General features: G+C 59.4%; 18 protein-coding genes and 1 tRNA gene. 11 read left to right on the top strand and 8 right to left on the bottom strand.

Annotated features, from left to right (window positions below; genetic code table 11):
* Nucleotides 1-62 precede the first annotated feature (62 nt).
* The gene (locus AACL53_RS00560; protein ID WP_339081407.1) at nucleotides 63-962 is read left to right on the top strand and encodes a hypothetical protein; all 900 of its coding nucleotides are present in this window, start codon (nucleotides 63-65) and stop codon (nucleotides 960-962) included.
* Between the two features lie 24 nt (nucleotides 963-986).
* Here the strand turns inward: AACL53_RS00560 and AACL53_RS00555 are convergent, their stop codons facing one another.
* From AACL53_RS00555 to AACL53_RS00540, 4 genes are all read right to left on the bottom strand, one after another.
* The gene (locus AACL53_RS00555) at nucleotides 987-2,462 is read right to left on the bottom strand and encodes a tetratricopeptide repeat protein (RefSeq protein WP_339086842.1); all 1,476 of its coding nucleotides are present in this window, start codon (nucleotides 2,460-2,462) and stop codon (nucleotides 987-989) included.
* Nucleotides 2,463-2,478: 16 nt separating this feature from the next.
* A complete protein-coding gene (locus tag AACL53_RS00550; protein WP_339081405.1) occupies nucleotides 2,479-3,873 on the bottom strand; it encodes an HlyD family type I secretion periplasmic adaptor subunit in 1,395 nt (464 codons plus the stop codon).
* Nucleotides 3,836-6,385, bottom strand: coding sequence for a peptidase domain-containing ABC transporter (locus AACL53_RS00545; RefSeq protein ID WP_339081403.1), 2,550 nt, complete (start codon nucleotides 6,383-6,385; stop codon nucleotides 3,836-3,838). The genes AACL53_RS00550 and AACL53_RS00545 overlap by 38 nt, the downstream gene beginning before the upstream one ends.
* Nucleotides 6,386-6,494: 109 nt before the next feature.
* Nucleotides 6,495-9,095, bottom strand: a complete 2,601-nt coding sequence (locus AACL53_RS00540) for a hypothetical protein (protein WP_339081402.1) — start codon at nucleotides 9,093-9,095, stop codon at nucleotides 6,495-6,497.
* A 1,081-nt stretch (nucleotides 9,096-10,176) separates the two neighbouring features.
* On the opposite strand from AACL53_RS00540, the gene AACL53_RS00535 reads away from it, so the two are divergent.
* The 3 genes from AACL53_RS00535 to AACL53_RS00525 all read left to right on the top strand — a co-directional run bounded on the left by AACL53_RS00535 (nucleotide 10,177) and on the right by AACL53_RS00525 (nucleotide 13,503).
* On the top strand, nucleotides 10,177-10,866 hold the full coding sequence (locus AACL53_RS00535) for a response regulator transcription factor (RefSeq protein ID WP_339081401.1): 690 nt from the start codon (nucleotides 10,177-10,179) through the stop codon (nucleotides 10,864-10,866).
* Between the two features lie 71 nt (nucleotides 10,867-10,937).
* Nucleotides 10,938-12,080, top strand: a complete 1,143-nt coding sequence (locus AACL53_RS00530) for a hypothetical protein (RefSeq protein ID WP_339081399.1) — start codon at nucleotides 10,938-10,940, stop codon at nucleotides 12,078-12,080.
* Between the two features lie 556 nt (nucleotides 12,081-12,636).
* Nucleotides 12,637-13,503: a hypothetical protein gene (locus AACL53_RS00525; protein WP_339081397.1), complete on the top strand. Its 867-nt coding sequence runs from the start codon at nucleotides 12,637-12,639 to the stop codon at nucleotides 13,501-13,503.
* 77 nt (nucleotides 13,504-13,580) lie between these two features.
* Here AACL53_RS00525 and AACL53_RS00520 read toward each other — a convergent pair whose 3' ends face one another.
* The 4 genes from AACL53_RS00520 to AACL53_RS00505 form a co-directional block, all read right to left on the bottom strand.
* Complete coding sequence (locus tag AACL53_RS00520; protein WP_339081395.1) at nucleotides 13,581-13,832, bottom strand: hypothetical protein; 252 nt, start codon at nucleotides 13,830-13,832, stop codon at nucleotides 13,581-13,583.
* Nucleotides 13,829-13,996: a hypothetical protein gene (locus tag AACL53_RS00515; RefSeq protein ID WP_339081393.1), complete on the bottom strand. Its 168-nt coding sequence runs from the start codon at nucleotides 13,994-13,996 to the stop codon at nucleotides 13,829-13,831. The genes AACL53_RS00520 and AACL53_RS00515 overlap by 4 nt, the downstream gene beginning before the upstream one ends.
* Nucleotides 13,997-14,338: 342 nt before the next feature.
* Nucleotides 14,339-14,428: transfer RNA gene (locus AACL53_RS00510), tRNA-Ser, on the bottom strand.
* 64 nt (nucleotides 14,429-14,492) lie between these two features.
* Nucleotides 14,493-15,530, bottom strand: a complete 1,038-nt coding sequence (locus AACL53_RS00505; RefSeq protein WP_339081391.1) for a hypothetical protein — start codon at nucleotides 15,528-15,530, stop codon at nucleotides 14,493-14,495.
* Between the two features lie 297 nt (nucleotides 15,531-15,827).
* Between AACL53_RS00505 and rplU the strand changes: the two genes are divergently transcribed.
* The 7 genes from rplU to AACL53_RS00470 all read left to right on the top strand — a co-directional run bounded on the left by rplU (nucleotide 15,828) and on the right by AACL53_RS00470 (nucleotide 21,992).
* Entirely contained in the window at nucleotides 15,828-16,142 is a 315-nt protein-coding gene (rplU, locus tag AACL53_RS00500; protein ID WP_092866026.1) for a 50S ribosomal protein L21, read from the top strand.
* A 30-nt stretch (nucleotides 16,143-16,172) separates the two neighbouring features.
* On the top strand, nucleotides 16,173-16,445 hold the full coding sequence (gene rpmA / locus AACL53_RS00495; protein ID WP_045837380.1) for a 50S ribosomal protein L27: 273 nt from the start codon (nucleotides 16,173-16,175) through the stop codon (nucleotides 16,443-16,445).
* Between the two features lie 174 nt (nucleotides 16,446-16,619).
* Nucleotides 16,620-17,141, top strand: a complete 522-nt coding sequence (locus AACL53_RS00490) for a GNAT family N-acetyltransferase (protein ID WP_339081384.1) — start codon at nucleotides 16,620-16,622, stop codon at nucleotides 17,139-17,141.
* Nucleotides 17,138-18,178 (top strand): GTPase ObgE, encoded by a 1,041-nt coding sequence (obgE, locus tag AACL53_RS00485; RefSeq protein ID WP_339081382.1) that lies wholly within the window; start codon nucleotides 17,138-17,140, stop codon nucleotides 18,176-18,178. Before AACL53_RS00490 ends, obgE begins: the two co-directional genes overlap by 4 nt.
* Before the next feature lie 109 nt (nucleotides 18,179-18,287).
* Nucleotides 18,288-19,397 (top strand): calcium:proton antiporter, encoded by a 1,110-nt coding sequence (locus tag AACL53_RS00480; protein WP_339081380.1) that lies wholly within the window; start codon nucleotides 18,288-18,290, stop codon nucleotides 19,395-19,397.
* 145 nt (nucleotides 19,398-19,542) lie between these two features.
* A complete protein-coding gene (proB, locus tag AACL53_RS00475) occupies nucleotides 19,543-20,703 on the top strand; it encodes a glutamate 5-kinase (RefSeq protein WP_339081378.1) in 1,161 nt (386 codons plus the stop codon).
* Nucleotides 20,704-20,705: 2 nt separating this feature from the next.
* Nucleotides 20,706-21,992, top strand: coding sequence for a glutamate-5-semialdehyde dehydrogenase (locus tag AACL53_RS00470; RefSeq protein WP_339081375.1), 1,287 nt, complete (start codon nucleotides 20,706-20,708; stop codon nucleotides 21,990-21,992).
* Nucleotides 21,993-22,008 lie beyond the last annotated feature (16 nt).

The raw sequence follows: 22,008 nt of genomic DNA, 5'->3' as shown, positions 1-22,008 counted from the left end.
GTTCAAGCAAAACGTTTGGCCCACTTTGTTCATGGCAAACTCCGTCTGATTTGGACGCGCTTATGACCTTCGCCGACCAGCACATTAGACGGCGACACTTCCTGTCTCTGCTCGGCGCCGGGATGTTGCTCCCTTTGAAAGTCGTCATGGCTCATTCCAACTCTCACCCGGTATCGTTGCTGACTGCACCGTTGGAACTTGGAGGGTCGTGGCGCGGGTCGTCGCCGGCGGACGCGGTCGCAGTGATTGAGAGGATGCGGGCGGCTTGCCTGAAGAACGTGAGTCTGGTTTCCGACCATCAGCCAGAGAGACTGCGTGTTGATGATAAATCCGGGAGCAATCCTTCGATTTGGCTCCACGATGAAAATCCGACGACGGCGTGGATGACTGTCATTGTCGGCACGCGCGATTGGTGCAATCTCGCGTATCAATTCGGGCATGAACTCGGGCACGTTCTCTGCAATAGCTGGGAGGCGAATGCCAAGCCGCGCAATCCCTGCCAGTGGATCGAGGAGTCGTTGGTCGAAGCATTCTCGCTTCACGGGCTCGGTACGCTTGCTAACGATTGGGAGCGCACTCCGCCTTTCCCCCACGATGCGGCCTATGCGAGTTCCATCAGAGATTACCGTGCGAACCTGCTTTACGGCTACGGCGAGGCCGCACATGACGAGGGTGCTTCGGTTGGATTGGGCTCGTGGTTCAAAGTGCATGGCGCATCCCTCCAAACACATGGCGGACTTGATGACGCGCGCGGAGCCGTTTCGACCATGTTCGCTCTGTTTGAGAACGACCCGACTTTGATAGTCGATCTGGGGGCACTGAACCGCTGGCCGGGGCGGAGCGGCGTCCCGGTCCAAAATTATCTCGACTTATGGCAGCGCAGTTGCTTGGAGCTTGGCGTGTCGGGAAAACTACCCGTGCGACTGCGCGAGCTCCTGACGGCAGTGCGATCTGAACGATAGCGTCTTCGAAAGCGACTGATCTCATCATTGCCGGTCTCCCAAGTCTGTAACGACGTCGGTCCGAGCGCTTTCGGCAACGATCTTCAGTTGAAGTTCGGCTAAAGCCAATTGTGCTTCTCCCATCCCGCCTTCTGCAGCTCGAGCGAGCCAGATGGCAGCCTGCACTTCATCCTTCGCTACCCCGCTCCCCGATGCGAGCACGCGGCCGTACCAGAATTGCGCTTGCACCACGCCCTTGGCAGCTCGTTCCAGCCAGAAAGCGGCGCGCTCTTCATTGGGCGGGACGCCAAGTCCTTGTGCGAGGCAAACTGCGTAGTTGAACGCTCCGATCAGGTCGCCTTGCTCGGCTCTGCGCTCGAACCATTCATGGATGGGTGGCCGCTCTTCCGCGAGAAGAAGAACCGGCTCAGTCTGCATCAGCAGCGCGAGCTCCCCTTGCGCGTCGACATCCCCCGCGACTGCCGCGCGCTTGAACCAAGAGGCCGCTTCGTCAGGATCGCGGCCGACGCCGGCACCTGTGAGGTAGAGCATACCGAGCGAGCGCGCGGCCCATTTGTCCCCACGCTCGGCCGCCGTACGGAACCAGTACGCCGACTCCGCGTAGTTCGGCGGCAGGGCGCCGCCGCGCGCATACATGTCTCCGAGTTGCGACGCAGCCTCGATATCGCCGCCCAGTGCCGCGCGGCGCAACCAGCTCTCGCCATCCACCGCATTGGCCGAGCCGCCGCGGCCTTCAATCAGGAGCAGCCCCAACCGCATCTGCGCTTTGCCGTGTCCGGCTGCGGCCGCTATTTCGTAATGCTGACGCGCTGCGGACTCATCCATGACCGAGTGCGTTGCCAGTTCTGCTTCGACACCCAGCAAGTAATGCGCGGTTGGCAAGCCGGCTGCGGCCGCATGGACGAGTTCTTCGTGGACAAACGCCTTGTCTGCGCTTTCAGAATTCTTCATCAGCGCGATGACGTATCCAAGCCGGCCCTGCGCACAATCCTGCTCTGCCGATTTGCGGTACCACTCGAGCGCCGCAGCGGCATCGCACAGTTCATCGGGACCGGCCGAGAGTATATAACCAAGAAGAGCCTGAGCTTCGGCATTCCCCGTCTCAGCCGCGCGCCGTGCCCACAACTCGGCAGCGCAATAATCGACCTCGCGCTCCTCGACAGAATAGAAGAGCCCGTCGCTTGGTTCTGTGGCAGCTGGAGCTAGGCCGAAGAGATGAAGCTGGGCTAGGCGGCATTGCGCGCGCGCATGTCCGGCCACTGCCGCGCGACGATACCAGCGCGCTGCCTCGCAAGGCTGCCGCAAAATGCCTTTGCCCTCAAGATAGCATTCCCCCACGATGAAGGCCGCTTCGACGTCGCCCGCACCAGCTGCCGAAGCGAATAACTCGAATGCGCGAGTGGGCGCTTTCTCCGACAGGCGATTGGCGCGTGCACGCGCCCTCGTTGGCGAGCGCGTTGCTAAGTAGTCAAGCGATGTGGCGATCAAGTTGAATTTCATCACTTTCAGTCGCGCCTCATGGCTCGTGCATACTGCCGTAGGCAACAGGAAGAATTTTGCCGATGAAATATGCCAAAATCGAACGCGTGCCGACCTTCACATCCGCAGTGAGAGGCATGCCCGGCGTAAGACGAAAGCCCGGGGGCGTGTCATGCAACATCAGATCTCGGAGGGAAATGTCGGCCTTGTAATAGAGCGTGCGGGGCCGGTTTGGCAAAATCGAACCGGCTTCGTCCGCTGACGGCTCTGGACTGAAGCTGTCAGCGCTGATCGTCCGCACAACGCCTCGCGCAGTGCCATATTGCGCGAAGGGCAGCGTGTCGAACTTGATCTTGACCTCATCACCCGGACGGACATAACCGCTGTCAATTCCAGAAATGTCGGCTTCAATCGAAAGTGGCGAGTCGAATGGCACGAGCCGGATCAACGGCTCGGCAGCGGTGACAACGGAGCCCACGGAGACTTTGCCTACCGATAGGACAATGGCATCGCGCGGCGCGGTCAGAACGATCAGACGATTATGGAGACTAGCTTTGGAATAGTCCTGTTGAGCCTGAACGAGCTTGCGGCGCGTGTCGGCCAGTTCCTCAGAGTTTTGGCCTATCCAATGGTGGATGTATGTATCTCTCTCGGCTTCCTCACCGGCCATCTTCGATCTTGCCTGAGCAGCGTCCGATTCAGCTTGCGAACGCGATCCGGCAATATTCAACCGGGCATCGGCGGCAAGCATGGTGTTGAGCAAACTGCCGACGTTGAGATCTTGAAGTTTTTGACGCATCGCCTCGACTTTGACAGCGATATTAAGGCGGTCGCGATACAAATCAGCCTGCGCAGTATCTCCCAGAATCTGCGCCTTCAGCTGATCAATCTTGTGATTGAAATTCCGAAGCGAGAAGTTGTATTCGCGCGTCTGCTGTTCGAAAATGGACGCCTGCAGCTTGGCGTGTAAGTTCGCTCCGTCAGGCACATAGTTCGTGCCCGCCAACTGAGATTCAAGGCGTGCGCCCGTGGCCTTGAGAAGGTCAACCTGATCCTTCATCGCCGTTAAGTCGGCAACGCTGAAGGTCGGATTTAGGCGAGCGAGCACCTGACCTTTGCGGACTACATCACCTTTTTTTACGTCGATGCTCTCGACGATCGTCTGATCGAATGGCTGCAAAACGATATTGGGTGCGTCGGATACCAGTTTGCCGCTCGCCGACACAATCTTGTCGATGCGGATAAGTCCGCTGGCACAGAGCAACGCAATCACCAACAGGAAGACGAAAAGATTTGTCTGGCGCGATAGCCTCGGTACCGGCATGGCGATGATAGCAGCAGACGGACTCTCGAACTCGAGTGCCGTGAGCGCTTCGCTATTAGCCGGCACGATATCAGTCGTTTTGCGCAAAACTTGGAGCGGGTACGACATGAGCTTTTCCTCGAACATCGACATGACGATTCTGCTGCAGCCAAAGATGGCGATAGACAGCGCAGCGCTCGACCAATTTGCTGTGGGGTGCCAAATCGACGACTTTGCCGCGATCAAGCACAAGGGTCTGATCACAATCGACCAGCGAAGAGAGACGGTGCGAGACGATGACCATCGTCCGCCCGCGAGCAATGCGCAGGAGGTTGGCGTTGATGAGCGCCTCGCTCTCGGGATCGAGCGATGACGTTGCCTCGTCGAGGATCATGAGCTTTGGATCCACGATGAGCGCGCGTGCTATGGCTAATCGTTGTCGCTGGCCGCCGGACAGGTTAGGCGAGCCCTCTTGAATCCAGGTCTCGTAGCCTTGCGGCAACCGCTCGATGAACTCCTCGGCGCCGGCGAGCCTGGCGGCGCGCACCGCATCCTCGAAGTTGAGACCGGCGCGTCCGGCGAGAATGTTGTCTTTCACCGTTCCGCGAAAAAGAAAGTTTTCCTGCAGGACGACACCGAAGCTCTGACGGAGATGGCGCAGGTTGATCTCACGCAGATCCGTTCCATCGATTTTGATCGAGCCCGTATAATCGCTGTTGATTCCCATCAGCAGACGCGTGATCGTCGATTTTCCAGAGCCCGACCGGCCGACCAGCCCGAGCATAGTTCCAGGCTCGATCGAGAAGCTTATATTGTCCAGGGCGGGGGTCTTTGTGCCCTCGTAAGTAAAAGTTACGTCCTCGAAGCTGATCGCACCTTCGAATTTTGGTCGCAGACCTTGCGTGAGTGCGCGCCTCTCGGTCGGCCGGTTCAACACCCATCCGACTTGCGAGAGTGCTTGTCGTGCTTCCTGCACATCTTGGAGAAGTCGTGCGAGGTTTACCAGCGGCCCAGCGACACGGCCGCCCAGCATCATGAAACCGATCAGGCCGCCGATCGACAGCGCGTTGCTGGAGCTCAGCGCGATATAGGCGCCGAGTGCCAACACTCCGGCCTGAGTGTACTTCTCAAAGGGCATCACCAATATCATGGGCCAATTGCTCAGTCTGCCCATCTGCAGATTGAGCTCGCCCAGCTTGGCAACACGTAAATCCCATTCCGCAGCTCGATTGCTTTCGAGGCAGAGCGACTTAACTGTGCGGATACCATAGATGCTCTCGATCAATGCCGAGCCCTTGTCCGATTCTGCCTGGATCAGCTTGTTCGTCATCCGAGCTAGGGGGCGGAGAAAAGCCGCAATGACGAGTGCGATGCAGCCGGCGGCGATCAGCACGGTCCAGGCGAGCGTCGCCTCCATGTAAAACAGCACAGGGAGCAGGAGCAGCACCATGGCCACGTCAATGAACGTCGCCATCATCCTTCCAGTAAGAAACTCCCGTACGCGGTAGAGTTGCCCGACCTTGTAGGCTAGTTCGCCAGACTGGTTGCGCTCGAAGAAATCAATCGGAAGTGTCATCAGCCGGTCGAAGACCGCAAGATTCAATCTTGTGTCGAGCCGGCACGCAAGAATGACGAGCAGCATGCGCCGCGACCACGTGATCAACATTTCAAAGCACAGCGCGATGATCATAACGATGACGATCAGCGTCAGCGTGTTCATGCTGTCATGCAAAATAACGGTATTGAGCGTCGTCATGATCATCAGCACAGGCAGCACGCTCAGTATCGTGATGGTGACTGAACCGATCGCGACGTCGCGCAAAATCGTGCGTTCGCCCCAGACTAAGCGCGTGAGCAACCCAAGATCGAACGGCTCGTCGTTAGCGCTGCCTTGGCGCGCGGCCCGCACCAACAGGGCGGTGCCGTCCCAAAACTGCTTGAGGCGCAGCTCGTCGACCTGCATTGGCGCGGCGCCGGGATCGTGAGGATTGCGCAAGAGTAAAACCCCATGCTCGCGATCACGGTTGATGACGAGGGCTGCACCCCCGTTGGCGAGCAGGAGAAGAATTGGCGCGGGACTATCGATTTTCATCAACTGGCGGAAATTGAGACGCACGCCGCGGGCCCAAAGCCCGGATTGACGAAACCAATCAACAAGCTCGGCAGAGCAGGGCGAAGCTCCGTCACCGCCGCTCCTGATAGCTCGAGGGTCGGGATCGATGCTGTGATAGCGGGCGATGTTCATTGCGCCAGCCACTCGGACATGCAGCTGACCAGTGGCAAGTTCACGAGCCCTGACGCTTATCGCAGTCACTTCGACAGAACCGCGCTCCGCGGAAGATTCGCCGCCGGATCTCTCGAATACGTCCGATATCAGGGCTTGCGACGGGAGGCCCTTCTGAAATTTGCTGTGAGGCACAACGGATTTCGCGCTTGAGGCACGTGAGTTGACCGCCATGTCGAGCAGCCATTGGAGCGCGATTGCGCCGATCAAGCACCAACTCAAAAGAAGAAACGTTTCTGCGCCGCTGCTCCCGAGTTCAATGCCATCGATCACGACGAAAAGACATATTGTGACGAGGAGAATGTTTAGCGCCTGCGAGAGACCGCCTGTCTTCAACAATTCCCTATGATGATCCATCACAAACCACGCTCAAAAGCTGATCAACACTGCGAGAACCGGTGACCCACTTCCCGCAATTGAAAAGGAAAGAGACCGGCCGTAACGCCGATCTCTTCCCGATGAAGCATTAGTGTTTTGGCAACGTCAGATTGCGTGCATGGCTCTCAAATGCAGGCGGCAGGGTCGAGCCCGAGCTGCACGTGGGATTGATATTTCCTCCACATGCCGGCGGCGCCTGGTTCGTTTTCGGTGCGAACAACGAAGATGCACCGTGTGGAACCAAATCCGTCAGAGACAGCGCAGTACTCAAAGTCGGCTTGCAGCCCTGGTGAGCCACGTCGCAAGATTTCGACTCACCATCAGTCTTTGATTGATCAGTCCTTGATTGCGAGCTTCCGTAGCCATTCTTGCTTTGACCTGTGATGAAGCTCATGCCGCCGCTGGAATTGCCTTGGTTGCCCCAGCCAGACGAGATGTGTTCATCACCGCGACCATTTCCGGTATTCCCGGTTCCTTCCGTGCTGCCGGTTTTACCGGTCGCACATGTGGCACCTGTCGCTCCGGTATATCCGGTTGGTCCTGTATGCCCGGATGGGCCCTTCGGACCGGTATACCCGGTTGGTCCCGTGTGCCCGGATGGGCCCTTCGGACCGGTACACCCGGTTGGTCCCGTGTGCCCGGATGGGCCCTTCGGACCGGTATATCCGGTTGGTCCCGTGTGCCCGGATGGGCCTGTCGGACCGGTATTCCCGGTTGGTCCCGTGTGCCCGGTTGCACCAGTCGCACCAGTCGCACAGGTTGCACCCGTGGCACCGGTAGCTCCTGTGCCGCCGGTAGAACCTGTGGCACCCGTCGCACCGGTAGCTCCCGTGCCGCCGGTAGAACCTGTGGCACCCGTCGCACCCGTGGCACCGGTAGCTCCCGTGCCGCCGGTAGCACCTGTGGCACCAGTCGCACCCGTCGCACCGGTAGCTCCCGTGCCGCCGGTAGCACCTGTGGCACCGGTAGCGCCCGTCGCGCCGGTGGCACCTGTGGCACCAGTCGTTCCGACGCCCGTCGCTCCAGTTGCACCCGTGGCACCGGTAGCTCCCGTGGCACCAGTCGAACCTGTGGCACCAGTTGCACCAGTTGCGCCTGTCGTTCCGACGCCCGTCGCTCCGGTTGCACCGGTGGCGCCGGTGGCACCAGTCGCACCAGTTGCACCGGTCGCGCCGGTTGCACCCGTGGCACCGGTAGCTCCTGTGCCGCCGGTAGCACCTGTGGCACCGGTAGCGCCCGTCGCGCCGGTGGCACCTGTGGCACCAGTCGTTCCTACGCCTGTCGCACCAGTCGCACCCGTGGCACCGGTAGCTCCTGTGCCGCCGGTAGCACCCGTGGCACCGGTAGCACCCGTAGCACCGGTAGCGCCCGTGGCACCGGTATCACCAGTCGTTCCTACGCCTGTCGCACCAGTCGCACCCGTGGCGCCGGTATCACCGGTAGCTCCGGTCGCACCTGTAGCTCCTGTCGTTCCGACGCCCGTCGCACCGGTTGCACCAGTGGCACCGGTATCGCCGGTAGCACCCGAGGCACCGCTCGCACCGGTAGCTCCAGTCGCGCCTGTAGCACCTGTAGCTCCTGTCGTTCCGACGCCCGTCGCACCGGTTGCACCAGTGGCACCGGTATCGCCGGTAGCACCCGAGGCACCGCTCGCACCGGTAGCTCCAGTCGCGCCTGTAGCACCTGTAGCTCCTGTCGTTCCGACGCCCGTCGCACCGGTTGCACCAGAGGCACCGCTCGCACCGGTAGCTCCCGTGGCTCCAGTCGCGCCTGTAGCACCTGTCGTTCCAACGCCCGTCGCACCGGTTGCACCCGTGGCACCGGTATCGCCGGTAGCACCAGAGGCACCGCTCGCACCGGTAGCTCCGGTGGCTCCAGTCGCGCCTGTAGCACCTGTCGTTCCAACGCCCGTCGCACCGGTTGCACCCGTGGCACCGGTATCGCCGGTAGCACCAGAGGCACCGCTCGCACCGGTAGCTCCAGTCGCGCCTGTAGCACCTGTCGTTCCAACGCCCGTCGCACCGGTTGCACCCGTGGCACCGGTATCGCCGGTAGCACCAGAGGCACCGCTCGCGCCGGTAGCTCCGGTGGCTCCAGTCGCGCCTGTAGCACCTGTCGTTCCAACGCCCGTCGCACCGGTTGCACCCGTGGCGCCGGTGGCACCAGTCGTTCCTACGCCTGTCGCACCAGTTGCACCCGTGGCGCCGGTATCACCGGTAGCACCCGCGGCTCCGGTCGCTCCCGTCGCACCGGTAGCACCAGTCGTTCCTACGCCGGTCGCACCAGTTGCGCCCGTGGCGCCGGTACCACCGGTGGCACCCGAGGCTCCGGTCGCACCTGTAGCTCCCGTGGCTCCCGTCGCGCCCGTCGCGCCCGTAGCTCCCGTGGAGCCCGTCAGCGTGTCTTGTTGAATTGTATAGTCGCCGTTTATTGTCGGATCAGTCCCGAGCGTTTGAATCGTGCCCGCCTGATTATAGACGACGATATTCGCTGGAACTAACCCGTCAGGCAAATATACCAAGTCGGTATATGAGGCGAGCTGAACACTCGCGCCGGTTTGTGCTGTGTCTGCAGCATTCGTATTCGAAGCGCTGCCCAGAAGCGTGTAAACACCATCATTATTATAATAAATATATTCTGTAGTGCCGCTAACGTCTCTGCCTTGAACGGTAATCATTTGACCACTCATGACTTCGCCTCCACTTTCAAGCCATCAGAATTGGCGCGATTGTAAGAAGCTTGAGTGCCGATGGGACGCGAATACCGGCGCACATCGTTGAGATCATTTGCTGCCGAAATACTAGAGACCCTGGAACAAGGCGTTACGGTCACATCGCGCAAATACTCGCTGTCCTCCGCGTTACTCGTTACGATGATATCGTTGGGCGAACATCCCTGCGGCAGCAGAAACGTGACACTGAATTGTCCCACTGCGACACCTGGGGGACGCCCGCATCCAACAGCCCCCACCACATGTCCAGACCCCAAAAGTACGTTCCTATGAGCGGGAGCGCCTTCATTGCGACACCAAACGAAAACGAGCGTTGCGCCATCGTGGGGGTCGATACCAGATACATTGAAAAATGCGCTATTCATTTCGATACGCCTTTACGGTTGATGTTTCGCAATCGCGTCAGCGGAGATTCACGTTCCGCGGCGACATCCAATTTGGCGGTTGCGCTTCGAGGATCGGACCTTCGAAGCGGTAACGCCGATAGACCCAATATGCGTCCGGAGAAATATCGATTCCTCGGATCATTCTAGATCCAAAGGAGGCAGCCAAACGAAGGCTGCACCACGGACGACTACACAGCGCGCGGCCGCTAAACCGCGACAGGGGCCGCACCAATTCTGGCGCGACAAGTCGATGGTCATTGAATTGGGGACCAATTGATATCTGTCAAAAAGTGGAATCCAGAACGAAAATAGCCATTATCACTTCTACTTTAGTCAGAAACATAGCCATTTCGCCGACCGAGTGGCCATAAGCTTGAGGCTCGGAAATTTTGTCTACCAATTGGCCAAGGCTGGCTGCGCCATTTGGGTGCCCACACATGCTAACTGAAATTAGTGCGAGGCCCCCTTTTTGAGCCAAATCGCGTAGGCCCTAACTTGCATCAGTGCGTTCGAAAAAAATCAGAGCACAAGAATAAAGCACGTCAACGTCCGCAAGCCGTAGCGATGTCTACACGCGCACGCGCTGCGCCCCCCGAATGGCTGTGCGGCGATCGACAGCAAGGAATGCTGAGCTGAATAAAGGAATTGGAACCGTGTCGAGTTATCTTCACAAGCCGGCGATCGCGGTGATCGAATGGAGAACTTTCTTTCGTGATTGTATAACGCGATCCATTGCCGCTGCATCCGGCCTTGAAGTTTCTGGCTTTCCACAAGTCAAAGACTGGATTGATCACTGCGATTTGGACAAAACCTCAATTGTCCTATTGTGCCTCGGCGATGGGAGACAGGAGCATCGATTGAAAGACAGCATAGGCTTTATTTTTTCTCTTTCAATTCCGCCGCCCGTCATTCTCATTTCTGATGAAGAAGACAGCGGCTATATTGTCGACACGATCGAGCAAGGCGCTCGCGGGTATTTCCCTGCTCAGATGTCTTTGGATTTGGCAATCGAGGCTATTCGCCTAGTAAGAGCCGGAGGCACCTTCGTGCCAGCCGGAAGTCTTATCTCGGCACAGCACAAGATGGAAAACTCAAGGAGCGATTTGCGATATTCCAGCGCAGATCTGTTTACTGACCGCCAAATCGCAGTCATCGAATCTTTGCGAAGAGGGAAAACGAACAAACTCATCGCTTACGAACTCGACATGAGCGAGAGCACCGTAAAGGTTCATATTCACAACATCATGAAAAAACTGGATGTAAACAATCGAACGCAAGTCGCCTTTTTGGCCACGGAAATGCTCGGCAAACACGGGCGCTTCCTCAAGCCCGCCACGAGGTAGAGCGATTGCAAATTCCTCTCGGCGGACGGAATTGAGACTAGCGGCCAGCCCTTCGTGAGTGTCATGAATTCTTGCGCAACAGATTCGCGAAGTATTGTTTCGGTTTCACCGACGTCCAGCTCAGCACAGACCTTATCACGGTAAGCTGGGCGATCGGATTCATCTTCACGCTTATCGTTGGCTATTGCCTTTGGTTCTATGAGGCAAAGCAATCTGACGATGACTTGCTCGAGCCCCTGGGCGCCGACTGGCCGGCTCACTCCGACAGGTTGCTCGGGGTGACGTCAGAGCTGCTCCATCAGAAAGAGAAGTTCGGCGATCAGCTCGCTCGGCGCCTCGGGCGCGCCGCGACTGCCGGCTCGGTGCTGTCTCGGGCTGGCGGCTATCCAGATGTCCTTCGGGTTGCGGTTTCTGAAGCACCTTCGTTGCTCGATGACGGCTCAATCGTCTCCCTCGAGCCGGCATTGATCCGTGATGTGCTGCAATGGGTGCCGGATGGCGGTGACTTGGCACATCGCTTGGTCGATCGGTTGTTCGGCATCGACGATGTCGAAGTCGCACAAACGATGGCGCGGAAGTCGCCGGACGCCGTCCTGAGGCGATTAACCACGAACCTTTCAGCAGCTGCCCGAGGCGGGCATGATTTCATGGATTCGGCTTGGTTGGACGCTGGGCGCCGGATTGCGGCTGCGATTGATCCATCAACTGCGATCGATCAGGTTTCGACTTTATCGGAGTTGGCGGCATGGGGCCGTCTTTTCGACTACAGCACGACGCTCGGTCTGCGCCTCCCCATATCCCATTGGGCGAGGGCCTTAACCCGTTCAACCGACGATCTGTGCGGAGGGGAAAAGAGTTCACTCTACGCGTACTTGTTCGTCATGGCCTGCATTCGGCCCAAGCAAGGTTGCGAGCCATTGCTGGAGTCGACGTTCGCAACCCTCTACCGAGGGATACAGGGGCGAACGCTGACCACGCGCGCGCGCGAACTTCTCGAAAGCTATTTGCCGCCCTTGGCCTGGTGGAAGAACTGGGACACGGGGATGCGATTGAAGCAAGGGGCCGTCAATGCCTACGTCGAAGGCCAGCTCGATGCGTCGAGCTTTTTCCGACTGACGAACGACCGGTATGCCATGGAGCAACTTGTCGAGCTCGCTGAAGATACGAAAGCCGGACGCCATTATTTGCGACAGAGCGGCATTGGCGAACATTGACGGTTACTTCGTTAGGCTCTCCTCGCCATGCTTGTGACTGGCTGGCTCTTCCATCCGGCGTCGCCAACAAGTGTCTGCTGTCGAAGGTCAAGTGACCGTGTCAGTCCCACCATCACGGGCGAATGATGGTCGCGCCTCGAGATCCAGCACCGTTCGGCCCTTGTCGGGTTGCGCTGTCGCCTTCGTGCTCACGCCGTCGCCGCCAAGCGCAGCCGATATTGGAGCGTAGGATGGCCGGTAGGATTAAAATTATCTAGTAACACATTGATTTTATTGATTGTTTGTCGGAGAGGGAGACCGATACACACTCATCCGTCACCGTCCGTTGACGTCCGTTTCCGTCTGATAAATTAATGACTTACAGGCGCTTTCGCGCGGCGGCTGGCGCGCCGCCGTGAATGTTCTAATTTCCAAGGTCCGCAAGCAAAAGCCGATCTTATGCCTGCCTTATGCCTGAGATTGGCGAGCGAACGCTGTGGATGAAGCGCGCGGGACATTGCGTTGGCCTTATGCATACTTCATTTGAAAATCCGGTATCAGCGACGGCGACCATGGAATGACAGTGAACGACGGCGCTCAGGACGGCAATAACTTGACATTCGAACAACGCGAAGGCTTCGCCCCACTGCCGAGCCAGTTTGCGCGCGGCGTGCTTTCTGATCAATTGCGTTCGCTCCTGTGGGCCTATCTGTACCCAAGACTGGAGCGCACCACATACGGCAATTTGGATTCGCCTTGGAACGGCATTTTGCGTGAAAAGCATGTGCACCGCGATCATCTGGCTGTCGATGAATTTGATGCGACCGCATACGTACAGATTGCGAAACTCAAGCATCTCTGCTTCCACGGCGATTGCGGAGAGGTTCTAGGATTCTTCGATTGGCTGCTCACAAATTTTCAGCGCCCTCCCGTTCGCGCCAACGAGATCGACAAAATCCTTACGCACTGCCGTTCAGCCTATCGCGTTATCGATGGCATGATTAGTTTTGTTGGAACTGACGAAGAGGTTGAAACCGTAAAGAAGGCGTTCAGTGACCTGTCATCCGCTGGTCACAACGGCGCCCGCTCTCATCTTCGTGAGGCATCGAAGCATCTCACCAATGGGGATTGGGCGGCCAGTATTCGAGAGAGCATTCACGCAGTCGAGTCTGTTGCCGTTCTCATCGAACCAAAAGCGACGACGCTGGGCGACGCCCTGAAGCTGATCGAGAAGAAAAAGACAATACATCCGGCCCTGAAGACAGGATTCCAGAATATCTACGGCTTCACTTCGGACGAAAAGGGTATCAGGCACGCCCTGCTCGAAAAGAGCGCGTCGGACGTGGACGAAGCCGACGCGCTCTTCATGATCGGCGCGTGCGCCGCGTTCGTATCCTATTTGGTCGCGAAAGCACGTGCGGCGGCACTGCTGCCTTCAGCGTAGTTCTGGTATCTCACAAGGCGGGCTCGCTTTGAAATCGCGCCCACGCCGCGTCTCCCAAATAAGCGCGGGCGCGATCGTTAATGGTGGCTTCTTTCCGCTCTTTCTAACCGAGCATACTGCTCGGCGTCCGGTAGCAGGTGGAACGTCAGCCCCTCGCGCTTCGCTTGGCCGATGGCAGCATCATGGATGGTGCATTGGCGCTTGTGTACGTGGCGGCTGGTCGTTGCGGCAACGTCAGACCAAAAATCGTAGTCCTCGCCCCACGACTCCTGCTGAAGATCGGCTTCGGTTGTGCCGTGCCAATCGTGCGGGCAAAATCCGCCGCTCACGCCGCCTCTCCCATCGGCTCAGGAATCCGTTCGCCGATCCATCTCATCTGCGAGTCGGAAAGCGTTACCGCAGTCGCGGAAAGGGACCACGCACCGTCAAACCACGCGGCAACCTCGAAGTGCTCGTTGCACTTCACCCAATAAAATCCTTCCTCACGTTGCATCTTCATTTCCTTCGCTAGTGCGAATCCGCCCTAGCCGCAGAAAAATAATCAGTCAACGGATTAATCCGTCGAATGCTTCCATCACGCGAATGCTCACGGACAACGGCGGACGAGAGTTAGGCGGCGGATATGTCCGCCAGTGCGTTTTCCACAACTTTCCGGGCATAAGATGCGATAGCAGAAATCGCGGAATTGCGGAGTTTGCGCGGGCGCGAGAACCCAAGTGGCTCAAATCGTTAGTGGATCGGGCTCAAAAAAGATTTTAAGCGCGGTCGCATCTTATGCCCGAACCGTGTACGGGGCGAAAATAATACAATGATTTCAATGACTTAAATGGTTAACTGGCGGAGAGGGAGGGATTCGAACCCCCGGTACCCTTGCGAGTACTCCGCATTTCGAGTGCGGCGCGATCGACCACTCTGCCACCTCTCCGGAAGCCGCGGCGCCAAACGGCGAAGTGGGCTTGTAGCTTCGCTTTTCCCTCTGCGCAAGCGGCTCAGAGAGCCGCATCCCAAATGAAGTTGAGCGTCTGGGTCGCAGGGCCGGTCGCCTCGTATCCACGCGCCAACAAACGCCCCGCCTTGGCATCAGCAACCATCGCGAGACGCGTCTTCTCGTTCAGCACCGGAGGAACGAGCCATTCGAACTCAGTATCGAACGAAGTTTCGGTTTGGCGCATGAGGCCTGCCCGCTCGCAACTGCCTTCGCCGCGCGACGTGCCCCGCCAGCCCGGCGTATGCCAGTGATTGGCGGCCACCGCGTCTTCATCTCTCACGCGCGCCGCGTCCTCGGTGCGCTCGATGACGACTGTGTCGTCCGGCGCGATACCGGCAAGCGTGAAAATCGCCGGCGTCGAGATCGGCTGCTCGCTCAGCATCCGGCGCGCGTCGCCGAAATCCCGGGCCTCCTCCGCAACCTTCCGCAAAAGATGCGCGGGCGTCGGATGCGGCATTTTCCAAACGCGGCGGCGGTTTGCAGCCCAATCCAAATAGAAAAGTCCCGTCGGATCGCGCATCGGGGCTTGATTGAGAGCGGCCGAAAAGCGGCCGGGCGCCATGACTTGTAGAACCCCCGTATAGCCCGGCCACGTCACGACGGCGAACGGCCCGCCCGGAGCACCCGTAACCTTGGCGCAAACGAGATTGCTGCCAAGTCCGGGCGTTTTCCAGTCCAGCACCCGAATAAGCCGCGCTGAGCCACGATCCGGCGATGGCGCCGCGCGACAGGTGCACGCCCACTCGTAATTGATCGAAAAGAAATATGCGCCCGGCCGCCCGAGCAGCCTCGCGATCGCGTCGATCTCTCCGAGATGCTTGTTGTTCCAGCGCACGAGCCATGCCCGGGAAACCCGGTCGAGGCCGGCGAGAAGCCGCCGTGGATACCGCCGCGTGGCAATGTCGAGGAGAGCGTGCGTCTTACCCGGAGACGCGCGAAGCGTCGCAAGCGGAAAATCCGGCCCGGTTTCAATGACCGGAATCTGCGGTAGCGCAGCCAGTTCAACTAGCGTTCCGGAAGCCCTGGCTGGAACTGCCATAACCGTCCTGTCTTACCCTCGGGTTGCCGACAAATTGACCATGAAATGTGTATGCTCTTTACGAATTGCGACGGCATTTCCGTTCGTTGAGCGCATGGCCGAAACGCCGCATGGCAATTGACAATCAGCCTCACATCGACAATAAACCGCCCCTACCGTGGGCAGGCAAATTGCCCGCGTTGAATGCGCTGCCCGAGGCTCCCGCTAGCTCTGACTAGCATTCCCTTGAAAGTCCACCGTTTTACGGTGGCGCCATAGGGCGCGGCAACAGGCCTATAAGGCCGAAAGGACGAAGCCATGTACGCTGTCATCAAGACAGGCGGCAAGCAATACCGCGTTTCCAAGGACGATGTCGTTACGATCGAGCGCGTATCGGGTGACGCCGGTGCCAAGGTCGAGTTCGACCAGGTGCTGATGGTCGGCTCGGGCGCAGACGTAACGATCGGCGCACCGGTCGTATCGGGTGCCAAGGTCATCGCCGAGCTTGTGAAGCAATCTCGCGGACCGAAGCTGATCGCTTTCAAGAAGCGCCGCCGCAAGAACTCTCGCCGGAAGAAGGGCCATCGTCAGGACCTTTCTGTCGTGCGTATCACCGACATCACAGGCGCGTAACGAGCCGCCGCTCCATTCGAGGACTTTGAAATGGCACAAAAGAAAGCAGGCGGTTCGACACGTAACGGCCGCGATTCCGAAAGCAAACGCCTCGGCATCAAACGCTACGGTGGCGAGTACGTCATTCCCGGCAACATCCTTTGCCGTCAGCGCGGAACGCAGTGGCATCCGGGCGCAGGCGTCGGCATGGGAACCGACCACACCATCTTCGCCGTCGAAGAAGGCACGGTCGAATTCGCGACCAAGCGAAACGGCCGCATCTATATCTCGGTCAAACCCGCCAAGCCGATCGCGGCGGAGTAATACTGACTGCACTTGGCGCTGCACCGGGCGCCGCTCTTGGCGGCCGGCTTCGCGCAAGCGGAGCCGCCAACTGCACAGAAAATCAACGACCATGGGGATGGCTTTGCCGTCCCCTTTTGCCTTTTTGGGCTCGCGCTCATATCGTGATCTGAATTTCATTCATTAGCCGAGGCTATGAAAACCGCACGCCTCCGTCTCAGGGCCGTCGTTGACGGTGATGCCGCCCGCATCGCCGTGCTCGCCGGCGACTGGGACGTTGCAAGCATGACCGGCCGCATTCCCTATCCCTACAGCGAAGACGCCGCTCTCGAGTGGGTTAACGGCCTCGCCGAGCGCGAAGAAGTGTTCGGCATCGAACTGGACGGCGAATTGATCGGCATCTGCGGCTTCACAGCCGAAGCCAATGGCGACGCAGAGCTTGGCTATTGGCTCGGCAAGGCCTATTGGGGTCAAGGCTACGCAACGGAAGCCGCTCGCGCGGTCATGGCCTACGGTTTCGCTAAGGCAGGCGTGCGCCGCTTCGTATGCAAGCATCTGACGGACAACGGGGCCTCGGCGCGCGTCATTCGCAAGCTGGGCTTCAGACTGTCAGGCTCGGCAACCGGTTGGTGCGAGGCGCGCCAGTGCGAGCTACCTGCACTCTCATACGAGCGCCGTCGTCCCTGGACTATGGCCATTAGAGCTTTGGCATCATGAAATTTCTCGATCAGGCAAAAGTCTACATTCGGTCCGGAGCGGGCGGCAATGGTTGCATCGCCTTCCGGCGTGAGAAGTTCATCGAGTTCGGTGGACCGAACGGCGGTGACGGCGGCAAGGGCGGCGACGTCTACGTCGAGTGCGTGCAGAACCTGAATACGCTCATCGATTACCGCTACCAGCAGCACTTCTTCGCCGAAAACGGCACGCCGGGCATGGGCCAGAACCGTGCGGGACCGAACGGCAAGGACTGCACCATCAAGGTTCCGCCCGGCACGCAGGTTTTTGCCGAGGATGGCGAAACGCTGCTCGCCGACATGACCACGCCCGGCCAGCGCGTGCGCCTTGCAAAAGGCGGTAACGGCGGCTTCGGCAACGCCTATTTCAAAAGCGCGACGAACCAGGCTCCGCGCCACGCCAACCCCGGCCAGCCTCCCGAAGAAATGACGATCTGGCTGAAACTGAAGCTCATCGCCGATGCCGGGCTCGTCGGCCTCCCGAACGCGGGCAAATCGACATTCCTTGCGGCCGTATCGGCAGCGAAACCGAAAATCGCAGACTACCCGTTCACGACGCTGCACCCAAACCTCGGCGTGGTACGCGCGGGCGACGTCGATTTCGTTCTGGCCGACATCCCAGGCCTGATTGAAGGCGCGCACGACGGCGCCGGTCTCGGCGACCGCTTTCTCAGCCACGTCGAACGTTGCCGCGTTCTTCTGCACTTGGTGGACGTCACCTCCGAAGATGTCGCCGCCGATTACAAAACCATCCGCCGCGAGCTCAAGGCGTATGGCAACGGCATCGAGAAAAAGAAAGAGATCGTCGCGCTTTCGAAATGCGATGCGGTCGACGAAGCGATATTACTCGAGCGCCGCGACATTCTGAAAAAAGCGTCACGCAAAACGCCGCTGATACTCTCGGCTGTCTCCGGCAAAGGCGTGAAGGAAGCGCTTTACGCGATCACGCGCGAAATTTCGCGTGCAGACACGGCAGAAGAAGACGCCGACGCCGAAGCGCCCGGCCCCTGGCAGCCGTAAATTTCGGCTGATGGTACTGGATCACTTGCCGGAGGCGCGCAACTCACTCACAATTAACTACATCTAGCCCGCCCCCCCCAACAGATAAAGCATCCAGGAAAACCAAAGCATGACCCATTCGGCCAGATTCCCAGTATGGACCTGGGCAATGCCCGTTTTGGGTCTTCTGTTTTTCGTTGTGGCGACTGCGACGGGATATGGCGACGACTTCGCAACTCACACGCTCGGCATAGTCGAAACCATAATTCTCGTCCCGTTGCTCGTCGGTGCGGTGTTCGCGGCCGTCTATCATGCCGAAGAAGTCGCGCACATCTTGGGTGAGCCTCTGGGTACGCTCGTCCTGACCATCGCTGTCACAGTGATCGAATTGGCGCTGATCGTTGCCTTGATGATGACCGGCAAGGCGACGCCGACGCTCGTGCGAGAAACGGTTTTCGCCGTCGTCATGATTGTCACGACCGGCCTCGTTGGCCTCTGCATCGTCGTCGGAGGAATTCGCTACCGCCAGCAGAGGTTCGATGTGACGTCGGCGAAAATCTATCTCGCCATGCTCATCGTTCTGACGACGTTGACGCTCATCCTGCCGAATTACACCATAACGGCGCCAGGCAATCTCTATTCGGAAAGCCAGCTGATCTACATCAGCGTCGTGACGATCGCGCTCTATATGGTTTTCCTCTACACGCAGACTGTCCTGCATAGAGGTTACTTCGTCGGCGACCATATAGAAGAAAAAGAGGGCGCCTCGTCGCCCAAAAGCCAACAAACCAAGCTCGCACTCGCAGCGCTCCTGTTATGTGTTGCATTGGCCGCCGTCGTGTTGCTGGCCAAGCTCTTCGCCGTTGTGATCGACTTCGGCGTGTCGAGATCACACGCTCCGGCAAGCATCAGCGGCGTCATCATCGCGTTGATCGTTTTGACTCCGGAATCGATATCCGCCGTCAAATCCGCGCGAAGGGACGAACTGCAGAAGAGTATTAACCTCGCGCTCGGATCATCCTTGGCAACCATCGGGCTGACGATCCCGGCCATCGCGGCAGCGAATCTCTTTATTCACAAGCCGCTTGTTCTCGGCCTCGATATGGACGACGTCGTCCTTCTCGTCATGGCGCTGGCGACGAGCATGCTGACGTTTGGAACAGGCCGGACCAACGTGCTCTTCGGCTTCCTTCACCTCGTGATATTCGGCACCTTTCTCTTCCTGTCGTTCGTCCCGTAATGCGGGATTAGCCTTTCGGGCGGGCGATTGGTAAAAATTCTCCTGGCATTGCGGGTATGCGGTGCCCGCCCCTTGCCGGAATGCCTGCATTTGAACATAAGCAGGCAGCCCGCCCGCTTTCCCGGCGCCTTTTTTCGAGATGGAAATGGTCTCCACGTCAGCCTCCGATGCCACGACGCACACCGCGCGCCCTGAATGGGCGAGCGCTCGGCGCATCGTGGTCAAGATCGGATCGGCCCTGCTGACCGATCGCGAAACGGGGCGCATCAAATCCGCTTGGCTGAACTCCCTGATGGACGACGTTGCCCAGCTCGCGAAGGCGGGCAAGGAAATCGTCCTCGTCTCATCGGGCTCGATCGCCCTCGGACGCCATGCACTTAAGCTCCCCAAGGGCGTGCTCGAACTCGAACAGAGCCAGGCCGCGGCCGCCGTCGGCCAGATCAGTCTCGCCCACGCCTATCAGGAACTCGCCGCCGCCCGCGGCTTGACGGCGGCTCAGGTTCTGCTGACGCTCGGCGACACTGAGGAACGCCAACGCTATTTGAACGCCCGCAACACCATCGAAGTGCTGCTCGCGTTGAAGGCCATTCCCGTCGTCAACGAAAACGACACTGTCGCGACGGCGGAAATCCGCTACGGCGACAATGATCGGCTGTCGGCGCGCGTCGCCTCGATGGTGTCCGCCGATTGCCTCGTCCTGCTGTCGGACATCGATGGTCTCTATACCGCGCCCCCGAACGACGATTCCAGCGCCGAGCACATCCCCCTCGTCACCGAGATCACGCCGGAGATCGAGGCGATGGCTGGCGACGCCGGAACGGAGCTGTCCAAAGGCGGCATGAAGACCAAGATTACGGCCGGCAAGATCGCGCTGGCCGCAGGCACCCACATGGTCATCACCACGGGCAAAATCTACCATCCGCTGCGCGCCATTTCCGAAGGCGCGCGCGTCACGTGGTTCATTGCGAAGTCCGATCCGGTCACCGCGAAGAAGCGCTGGATCTCGGGCCAACTGGTGCCGAACGGCCAAATCTTTCTCGACGCGGGCGCCGAGAAAGCACTGCTGACAGGCAAAAGCCTCCTGCCGGCCGGCGTAACCCGGATCGATGGCACGTTCGGCCGTGGCGATGCCGTCATCATCCGCTCGGCCGACGGACGCGAGCTCGGCCGGGGCCTTGTCGCCTATGCGGCGGACGAAGCTCGGCGTATCATAGGCAAACGATCCGGTGAGATCGCCGCAATCCTCGGTTACGAGGGTCGCGACACGCTCATCCACCGGGACGATATGGCGTTGACGAGGACTTGAAGATGAACAGACCGGAGCGCATCGAGAACGATACGGCCGCGTTGATGCGCGGCATCGGAGAAGCCGCGAAGGCAGCAAGCCGCCGCCTCGGTATCGCCACGCCGGAAGAAAAGAACAAAGCCCTCAAGGCCGCCGCCAAGGCGCTGCGCGGCGCGACGCCCAAAATTCTCGAAGCCAACGCCCGGGATATCGAAGCGGCGAAAGCTGCCTGCCGTCCCGACTCTTTCGTCGACCGTCTTCTTCTCAATGAAAAGCGCGTCGAAGGCATCGCCAAGGCGCTCGAGGAAATCGCCGATCTGCCCGACCCCGTCGGCACTGTGCTGGCCGAGTGGACGCGGCCGAACGGCTTGAAATTCCAGCGCGTTCGCGTTCCCCTGGGAACCATCGGCATCGTCTACGAAAGCCGCCCGAACGTAACGGCCGACGCCGGCGCGCTTTCGCTGAAAGCGGGCAACGCGTCGATCCTGCGCGGCGGCTCGGAAAGCCATCATTCGAGCGTGGCCATCCACGCCTGCCTCGTCGAAGGACTTCGCGCTGCCAGCCTTCCCGAAGCCTCCATTCAGCTCGTCCCGACGACGGACCGCGAAGCCGTGGGCGCGATGCTGCGCGGCCTCGAAGGCGCCATCGACGTGATCGTTCCCCGCGGCGGCAAAAGCTTGGTGCAACGCGTTCAGGACGAAGCGCGCGTGCCGGTCTTCGCGCATCTCGAAGGCATCTGCCACACCTACGTCGACGAAGCCGCGAACATGACCATCGCGCTGCCGATCGTCGTCAACGCCAAGATGCGCCGTACCGGAGTTTGCGGCGCGACCGAGTGCCTGCTCATCGACAAGAACGCCAAGAGCGATTTCGTGACCCCCCTGGTCAAGGCACTGTTGGACGAGGGATGCGAAGTGCGCGGCGACGCGGTCGCCCAGAAGGCCGACCCGCGCGTCAAAGCGGCATCCGCCGACGATTACGGTAAGGAATTCCTCGAACCGATCATCGCCGTGAAAATGGTCGATGGCGTCGACGAAGCAATCGACCACATCGCGCGCTACGGCTCGCAGCATACCGACGCCATCATCACCGAGGCCGAGGCAACCGCCGAACGCTTTCTCGATCGCGTGGACTCGGCCATCGTCCTCGTCAACGCCTCGACCCAGTTCGCCGATGGCGGTGAATTCGGCTTTGGCGGCGAGATCGGTATCGCGACCGGCAAGATGCACGCACGCGGACCCGTCGGCGTCGAGCAATTGACGAGCTTCAAGTACAAAGTACGCGGCAACGGCCAGATCCGGCCGAAGTGATGAACCGCGGAGAGGC

The organism is Hyphomicrobium sp. ghe19, assembly GCF_902712875.1.
GTDB lineage: Bacteria > Pseudomonadota > Alphaproteobacteria > Rhizobiales > Hyphomicrobiaceae > Hyphomicrobium_B.
This window is presented reverse-complemented; position numbering and strand designations above follow the sequence as displayed.

Excerpts from the sequence above, each read along its gene's own strand:
- AACL53_RS00545 (WP_339081403.1), bottom strand. The coding sequence starts at position 6,385 with ATGGATCATCATAGGGAATTGTTGAAGACAGGCGGTCTCTCGCAGGCG.
- AACL53_RS00515 (WP_339081393.1), bottom strand. The coding sequence starts at position 13,996 with ATGCAACGTGAGGAAGGATTTTATTGGGTGAAGTGCAACGAGCACTTC.
- AACL53_RS00550 (WP_339081405.1), bottom strand. The coding sequence starts at position 3,873 with ATGTCGTACCCGCTCCAAGTTTTGCGCAAAACGACTGATATCGTGCCG.
- AACL53_RS00540 (WP_339081402.1), bottom strand. The coding sequence starts at position 9,095 with ATGAGTGGTCAAATGATTACCGTTCAAGGCAGAGACGTTAGCGGCACT.
- AACL53_RS00490 (WP_339081384.1), top strand. The coding sequence starts at position 16,620 with ATGAAAACCGCACGCCTCCGTCTCAGGGCCGTCGTTGACGGTGATGCC.
- AACL53_RS00470 (WP_339081375.1), top strand. The coding sequence starts at position 20,706 with ATGAACAGACCGGAGCGCATCGAGAACGATACGGCCGCGTTGATGCGC.
- rplU (WP_092866026.1), top strand. The coding sequence starts at position 15,828 with ATGTACGCTGTCATCAAGACAGGCGGCAAGCAATACCGCGTTTCCAAG.
- AACL53_RS00480 (WP_339081380.1), top strand. The coding sequence starts at position 18,288 with ATGACCCATTCGGCCAGATTCCCAGTATGGACCTGGGCAATGCCCGTT.
- obgE (WP_339081382.1), top strand. The coding sequence starts at position 17,138 with ATGAAATTTCTCGATCAGGCAAAAGTCTACATTCGGTCCGGAGCGGGC.
- AACL53_RS00555 (WP_339086842.1), bottom strand. The coding sequence starts at position 2,462 with ATGAAATTCAACTTGATCGCCACATCGCTTGACTACTTAGCAACGCGC.
- proB (WP_339081378.1), top strand. The coding sequence starts at position 19,543 with ATGGTCTCCACGTCAGCCTCCGATGCCACGACGCACACCGCGCGCCCT.
- AACL53_RS00525 (WP_339081397.1), top strand. The coding sequence starts at position 12,637 with ATGACAGTGAACGACGGCGCTCAGGACGGCAATAACTTGACATTCGAA.
- AACL53_RS00560 (WP_339081407.1), top strand. The coding sequence starts at position 63 with ATGACCTTCGCCGACCAGCACATTAGACGGCGACACTTCCTGTCTCTG.
- AACL53_RS00505 (WP_339081391.1), bottom strand. The coding sequence starts at position 15,530 with ATGGCAGTTCCAGCCAGGGCTTCCGGAACGCTAGTTGAACTGGCTGCG.
- rpmA (WP_045837380.1), top strand. The coding sequence starts at position 16,173 with ATGGCACAAAAGAAAGCAGGCGGTTCGACACGTAACGGCCGCGATTCC.